Here is a 6996-nt window from a genome sequence, read left to right as displayed (position 1 = left end):
GCTTCCGTTTGACACGAACCCGTTAGATGTAAGGGGACGCAAATGACAGGTAGTGGAAACTACTTAAAGTAGTAGCTAGTAGAGTGAGGGCTATGCCCGTATTGTGAAAAACCCCCGGCTACGCCGGGGGATATTTTTTGTTTGGGGTAAAAAGTGCCGGGCAGGGGGCGTGGTTCTTGCCTTTGAAAGTTGGTAAAAGTATAATAAACTAAATAGATACAGAGGAAAAAGGGTTATGAAAGAACTAGCTTATAATGCAGATGCCAGCCGCAAGCTGGATATACTTTCCAAGGGGGCATTTTTAACCACCTATTTAGACGGAAAAGTAAACACCATGGTAATTGGATGGGGGAGTATTGGTTATATGTGGCGCCTGCCGGTGTTTACCGCGCTGGTGCGCCAGAACCGCTTTACCCATGATTTATTGGAAAAAACGGGCGAATTTACCGTTACTTTGCCTTATGTGGACTTGCCGGAAGCTATTTCCATCTGCGGCACCAAATCCGGCCGTAAATTGGATAAACTGGCTGAATGCGGGTTAAGGGCGGTGCCCTCTCGTAAAATAGCGGTGCCGCATTTGGGGGTGCCCGGTTTTCATTATGAGTGCAGGGTATTGTATAAAACCACTATGTCTTCGGAAAATTTAGACAAAGCCATTAAAGAGCTTTGGTACGAAAAAGAACCCGGGGACTACCATACCCTGTACTTTGGGGAAATTATGGACAGTTACGAAACGCAATAGCCTTTATTGCTTTTTGCGCGCCCCGGGCTTAGCGGCCCGGGGTTTTTTATTTTTTAAGGGGAATGTAACCTGAAAAACCGGGGGCAAAATGCTGTTTTGCTCCTTTGGATTTGGTAAAATATATTGAAAGATTTAATTTTATATAGGAGACTCTCATGAGCTGCGAAAAATGCACCCCTGAAGTACAGAATATGTGCTGCGTCTGCAAAGGCGCCAAGCATGATCCGGCCCCTATCCCTGAAGAAGGCAAATGGGTCAAAGCTAAACAAATTACCGATATCAGCGGTCTTACCCACGGTGTGGGCTGGTGTGCCCCGCAACAGGGCGCCTGCAAACTGACGCTTAACGTCAAAAACGGCGTAATTAAAGAAGCGTTGGTGGAAACGCTGGGCTGCTCCGGCATGACGCACTCCGCCGCCATGGCTGCGGAAATTCTGCCCGGCAAAACCATTTTGGAAGCCTTAAACTCTGATCTCGTGTGCGACGCCATCAACACCGCCATGCGCGAACTTTTCCTGCAAATTGTATACGGCCGCACGCAGAGCGCTTTTTCTGACGACGGCCTGCCCATAGGCGCCGGTATGGAAGACTTGGGCAAAGGCCACCGCAGCCAGATCGGCACCATGTACGGCACCGAAGCCAAAGGCGCCCGCTACTTGGAAATGGCCGAAGGGTATGTGTTGGAAATCGGTTTGGATAAAAACAGCGAAATCATCGGTTACAAATTCGTCAACCTGGGCAAAATGATGGACGCCATTAAGAAAGGCGAAGACCCGAAAACCGCGTTTGAAAAGAACGTCAACACCTACGGCCGCTTTAACGAAGCCGTCAAGAAAATTGACCCCCGCAAAGAGTAAGCCCAGGAGAATAGAATTATGATTACGTTTGAAGGATACGAAAGAAGAATTGATAAAATCAACTCCGTTTTGAAAGAAAACGGCATCGCTTCTTTGGAAGAAGCCAAAGAAATTTGCGCCAAAAAAGGCATTGACGTGGAAAAAATCGTCCGCGGCATTCAGCCCATTGCTTTTGACAACGCCGTTTGGGCCTATACCGTAGGCGCGGCCATTGCCATTAAATCCGGCGTAAAAACCGCGGCGGAAGCGGCCGAGAAAATCGGCGTTGGCTTGCAGAGCTTCTGCATCCCCGGTTCCGTGGCCGATCAGCGCGCCGTGGGCTTGGGTCATGGCAACTTGGGCGCTATGCTCTTGTCTGAAAATACCAAATGCTTCTGCTTCTTGGCCGGGCACGAAAGCTTTGCCGCGGCCGAAGGCGCCATCGGCATCGCCCGCACCGCCAACAAAGTGCGCAAAACCCCGCTTCGCGTTATTTTAAACGGCTTGGGCAAAGACGCCGCTTATATTATTTCCCGCATTAATGGTTTCACCTCCGTGGAAACGGAATACAACTATAAAACGGGTGAATTGAAAATCGTAAGCGAAAAAGCTTTCTCCGACGGGGACCGCGCCAAAGTAAAATGCTACGGCGCTGACGACGTGAACGAAGGCGTAGCCATTATGCGCCACGAAGGGGTGGATGTATCCATTACCGGTAACTCCACCAACCCCACCCGCTTCCAGCACCCGGTAGCCGGCACCTATAAGAAATGGGCGACCGAAAACGGCAAGAAATATTTCTCCGTGGCTTCCGGCGGCGGCACCGGCCGCACCTTGCACCCGGACAATATGGCCGCCGGCCCTGCCTCTTATGGTATGACCGACACCATGGGCCGTATGCACAGCGACGCCCAGTTTGCCGGCTCCTCTTCCGTGCCTGCGCACGTGGAAATGATGGGCCTTATCGGCATGGGCAATAACCCGATGGTCGGCGCGACGGTAGCCGTTGCGGTGGCCGTGTCTGAGGCTAAATAAAAGTTGTTTTAGCTGTTAGCAAGCCGCCCCATAACGGGGCGGCTTTTTTTATAAAAGGCTGTTCCTTACTGCTTAGGCCTATTTGGTTTTTAGGCCTTTTGTCTCTTGTGCCTGTACGACGTAATTGGTATAGTAAAAAATGTTAGGCAAGCCCGGTGATTTTTTATCTTATCTATCTGAAATAGATGCAACAAACGCCGCCCGGCTTGGTTGTTGCGGGGGCGTAGCGTTTGCGTTTGTTTATGCAAACACCCTATTTAATTTTTGTCTAAGGAAAGGTGTATGAATAGAAAAATATATTTGTTTATTTTTACTTTATTTGTTTGTGCCGGGCCGGTATTTGGGCAAGGGTCTTTTATTAAAAAAGGCGTTAAAATAATTTTTCCCAAAGAACGCCCCGCCGTATCCGGCACATTAGGCTACGCCGCTGTACATGATAAAATGCAGCGGGATATTTTGCGGGATTTACATGGCCTGGATGCGGTGCTAAAAGGCCGCGCGCGCAGCAGTTTGTTAAATTGGTACGGCTCCAATACGCAGGATATGCCTTTTTTATTAAATGACACGTATCTGCCCGGTTTTGAAGAAGATTGGACGCTTGCTTTAGAGTCATACGCCAACAGCCATAGCGGAAATAATTTTTTTGAAGATATGCTGCCTGTTTTAGCCCGTATGTATCCGGGCGGACGTTTTACCCCGCAGTACGCCGTATCTTTTGAAGATGTGCTTTCTTTTTCCCGTTTGCCCAGTCAAAAAGGCGTAAAGCTGGGAAAAGAGTTTTTGGCCGCTTGGCAGGATAAAAATATTCCCGCGCATTTGCCGGGCTTTGCCGTGGTGCGGGTGGAAAGCAATAAGAGCCGCCCCAAAGATGTGTTGATATTGGATATTGAGCGAGAGAAGGTGTATTCTTTGTTTAAAAGCCAGGGAAGGGGCGTAGCGCAGGAGTTTAACTCCCGCCAAAACGCTTGGGCCTGGTGGCATAAAAAGGCCGCCCAGCGTTTAAAACAGCAAGGCTTTGTAATTAACGAGAAGAAAAACTTAATTAGTAAAGACGGCGTGTTTTGGACAAATTTAAACGATTTGCCCAACGCATCGGCCCTTTTATACGCTTGGAAGCAAGGCTATAAGGTTAAATTTAAACACGGCCTGTGGAGCGGTGAGGCGGTTAACCCCTAAGCGCGGTTTCTTAAGCGTTTGGGTTGTTAAAATGCGCCGCAAAAACCGCCCAGACAAATGTTTGTTGCGCTTTTCCTGTTTGGGGACGATCGGAAAAGGAAAAGAAAGAGAGATCATCTTCCCCTTGCAGTTTTTGCTTTCAGCGGACAAGTTTTTTTATAGAGACCTGCCGTCTAAAGCAGGCCTTTATTGGTTTTACGGCAGATTATTAGAGGAGGCAGCATGTTAAAAAAATATTTTTTTGCGTTTCTCTTTACATCGCTTTTACTTCAACCGGCGTTTGCCCAGGGAGGGGGAATGAAGCGCGTAGCGCAGAAACTGTCCGCCAGGGCCGCCCGGCAGGAGGCCGCCTTGCCTAAGGCCGCAAAAGCGGCGTTGTTAAATCCACAGCACCGCCGTTATTTACGCATGGATGAACGCTTAAATCAAATTTTAGATGACAAAGCCCGCTCTTCCCGCAAAAAAAACCAAGGCCATTTGGCGGGGGGATTATATCCTAATACGGCCGGCGGATGGAAGCATTTAGAAACGAATATTCCGGGGTTTGTTTCCAGCTGGCCTAAAGCGCTGGAGGCCTATTCCAAACGCCATGACGGCGCTGAATTTTTTGATGATGTACAGTCTCAGATAACGGCTATGTATCCCCACGCGCGGTTTTCAGCGGCGTTTGTGGCTTCTTTTGATGAGGTTCTGTTGTTGGAGCGCGGGGTGCGCATGAAACCCGTTTCTTTGCCTCAGGCTATGGAGGAGCTGGATAAATTGTCTTGTTTGCATATGCCGGGGTATGCGGCCGTTATGGTGGATAACGCCGGTAAAAAATTGCGTGATATTTTAATTTTAGACATTAAAGGCGAGCGTATTATTTCCCTGCACCAAAGCCAAGGCCGCGCGCTGGCCCGTTTGGCCGCGAAACGCCGCCAGGCTTGGCGAAAAGAACACCCCAAGCTGGCCGCCCGTTTAGACAAACAGGGTTTTGCGTTGGACGCTAAACGCGTATTGATTACCAAGGACGGCATTACTTGGGCTCCCCTGCCGCACGGGGAGGTGCGGCGTAATTTAGTGTATGCGTGGGAGTTGGGGTGGTATGCCTCGTTTAAACCCGGTACATGGCAGGTGGAAGGCTTTGCCGAGAAAAAAGGCGATATTTTGCGCCAGAGCGTTCCCGCCTTAAGGGCTGTTTTTTAAATACATCTATTGCAAAGTTTAAAAATAGGCATAGAATAATACTATGAACAAACTTTATTTATTGTGTGCCGTGATTGGCTGTTCTTTTCCCGCATGGGGGCAAATAGAAGTAAAAACGCCCCATGAAGGCCCTGTTGCCGTTTCTAACGATATGGCCGTTTTACTAAAACAGGTGGATAAAAATTATGACGCGCGCGAGCGCCTGCTCTACGGCGGTCGCAACAGGGCACGTACACAAATAACCAAAGGGGCCATCAACCACGCTTTTGATATGCCCGGCGCGTGCGAAGAACATTTTAAAATGGATGTGTTGGCTAAACGCTTGAAAGAATTAAAAGAAAGCGAAATTTCCCCGCGTATGCTGGTGGTGCTGTACCCGGGCAAAAAGTTACAGGCGGCCCTTAAAAAACTGCTTTATGGCCCTAATAAACCCCAAGACGCCTTTATTTGGGCGGATATGGCGTATGGAGAGGCGTGTACGGTGGTTGCCGCTGTTCCCATTGCGGCCCCGCCGCAGGAGGAAAAAGACTTTGCGCAGCTGTATTTGGAGCGTGCCCATTGGTTGGCGGGCTTGTCGGACAAAAACTTTAAAGCGGCTTTGCGTGAGGCCTGCAAAAGATTAGCGGAGTTTTAACCGCGGTTACAAACTATGAAACGGCTGATACTGGGATTGTTTGTATTTTTTTTGGCTGCTCCTGCAGAAGCGTGGGTTTTCCTGAATTCTGTAAACCAGAACGCTTCCGGCTGGATTTTGCCCAAAATCATTTCCGGCCGTTCCGTGCGGGTGTGTATAGACGTGTTGGACCGGCAAACAGACACCGTTTCCCACCGCCGCCAAACGGTGCCGTATAAAGGGGAAAATCTTCCCGCGTATTATCAGCAAGCGGCCTGGGTGGCGCAGAGCGCTTATCAAAACTGGTTTGATAACCTAAAAAAACAAATACAGCAAACAAAACGAAAAAAAGAATTTAAAGATTTGCTTTCTCTTATGCCGGAAAGGATAGCTTTTTCCTTTATCAACGGCCCTAAAAGCGCGCGTCCCTATACCAGCTGCGAGCAGCTACCCGCCCAAGAGATAGACTTGCGTATCAGAGCCACCTTGTTTAAGCAGGGCTCCGGCGGCCACGCCGTACAGCGGGGGCGGGCTTCTTTTACGTTTTGGCTTCAGCCTCAAAACACGGGTATAGCGGCGTACGATACCCCTCAATTTGTTGTAAACGCCCGTTCTTCCTTGCAAATAGCCGTGCACGAGGTGGGGCATACACTGGGTTTGGGGGATTTGTATGCCGGGGATGATAATCCGGATAACAGCCCCATTTATACATTGTCCTCTTTTTATCCGGCGCAGTCTACCGCCTCTGTGATGAATAGGGAGGAAGAACTTACCTGTGACGACGCTGACGGACTGGCTAATTTGCTGGATTTCTTTACCGTGGATAAACCTTCTTCTCGCCGGGAAAAAGGGTGGATTAGCTTTTGCCCGGGGCGTACGGTTGCCTATGCCCGCGCGCTGCCTGTTCAAATAACCGCTTCCCAAATGGAAAGTTTGCGTTCTTTTGCCCAAAACGGCTGGAAGGGCAACAGCCCCATAGAGGCGCAGCTTAGCGAGGCGGAGCGGCGGGCCGCTTCCTCGCGGACCAAAGAACAAGCTTTGGCGAAGAGCCGTCAGGCAAACCAGGCCCAGGCGGTTTTAAAACAGGCGTTAAACCGGCAAAATAAACCTTCCGCCGGCGCGTACAAGGCGCATAGATGCGCCGTCTGTGGGCAAGAAATAGAAGAGGCGGATTTTGTCCGTCTGTCCTATCCCAAAAAAGGCCTGTGGGCCTTTGCGCACCGCAGCTGCAACCAAAAGCGCAAACAAAAAGGGGATAAGATACTTCCCGCCAATTTACTAAAATACGGCGAGGCAATCCAATAACAATTTACCCGGTTTATTACCGGGTTTTTTATGCTCCAAACACCCTGAAAGACTAATCTGTTTTATTAGTTGAAAAAGGGGCATATCCTCTAAATACTATAGTA

Annotated in this window: 7 protein-coding genes; all 7 read left to right on the top strand. The window is 49.5% G+C overall.

All coding sequences use genetic code 11. The features are described 5' to 3' along the window. Window positions 1-235 precede the first annotated feature (235 nt). The 7 genes from ACQY33_RS01080 to ACQY33_RS01050 all read left to right on the top strand — a co-directional run bounded on the left by ACQY33_RS01080 (window position 236) and on the right by ACQY33_RS01050 (window position 6892). Entirely contained in the window at window positions 236-742 is a 507-nt protein-coding gene (locus ACQY33_RS01080) for a flavin reductase family protein (protein ID WP_428073304.1), read from the top strand. A gap of 155 nt (window positions 743-897) precedes the next feature. Continuing rightward, window positions 898-1599 carry an iron-sulfur cluster assembly scaffold protein gene (locus ACQY33_RS01075; RefSeq protein ID WP_428073303.1) on the top strand — a complete coding sequence of 234 codons (702 nt, stop codon included), beginning with the start codon at window positions 898-900 and terminating at the stop codon, window positions 1597-1599. Between the two features lie 18 nt (window positions 1600-1617). Then, window positions 1618-2613 carry a GGGtGRT protein gene (locus ACQY33_RS01070; protein WP_428073302.1) on the top strand — a complete coding sequence of 332 codons (996 nt, stop codon included), beginning with the start codon at window positions 1618-1620 and terminating at the stop codon, window positions 2611-2613. 282 nt (window positions 2614-2895) lie between these two features. Continuing rightward, window positions 2896-3789: a hypothetical protein gene (locus ACQY33_RS01065; protein ID WP_428073301.1), complete on the top strand. Its 894-nt coding sequence runs from the start codon at window positions 2896-2898 to the stop codon at window positions 3787-3789. Between the two features lie 297 nt (window positions 3790-4086). After that, entirely contained in the window at window positions 4087-4974 is an 888-nt protein-coding gene (locus ACQY33_RS01060; protein ID WP_428073300.1) for a hypothetical protein, read from the top strand. Between the two features lie 43 nt (window positions 4975-5017). Continuing rightward, window positions 5018-5608: a hypothetical protein gene (locus ACQY33_RS01055; RefSeq protein ID WP_428073299.1), complete on the top strand. Its 591-nt coding sequence runs from the start codon at window positions 5018-5020 to the stop codon at window positions 5606-5608. Window positions 5609-5623: 15 nt separating this feature from the next. Then, the gene (locus ACQY33_RS01050; RefSeq protein ID WP_428073298.1) at window positions 5624-6892 is read left to right on the top strand and encodes a hypothetical protein; all 1269 of its coding nucleotides are present in this window, start codon (window positions 5624-5626) and stop codon (window positions 6890-6892) included. The last annotated feature ends 104 nt before the right edge of the window (window positions 6893-6996 follow it).

The sequence above is a fragment of the Candidatus Avelusimicrobium aviculae genome (genome assembly GCF_949292495.1).
Lineage (GTDB): Bacteria > Elusimicrobiota > Elusimicrobia > Elusimicrobiales > Elusimicrobiaceae > Avelusimicrobium > Avelusimicrobium aviculae.
The sequence above is the reverse complement of the archived record's forward strand: the minus strand, read 5'-3'. Positions and strand labels throughout refer to the sequence as shown.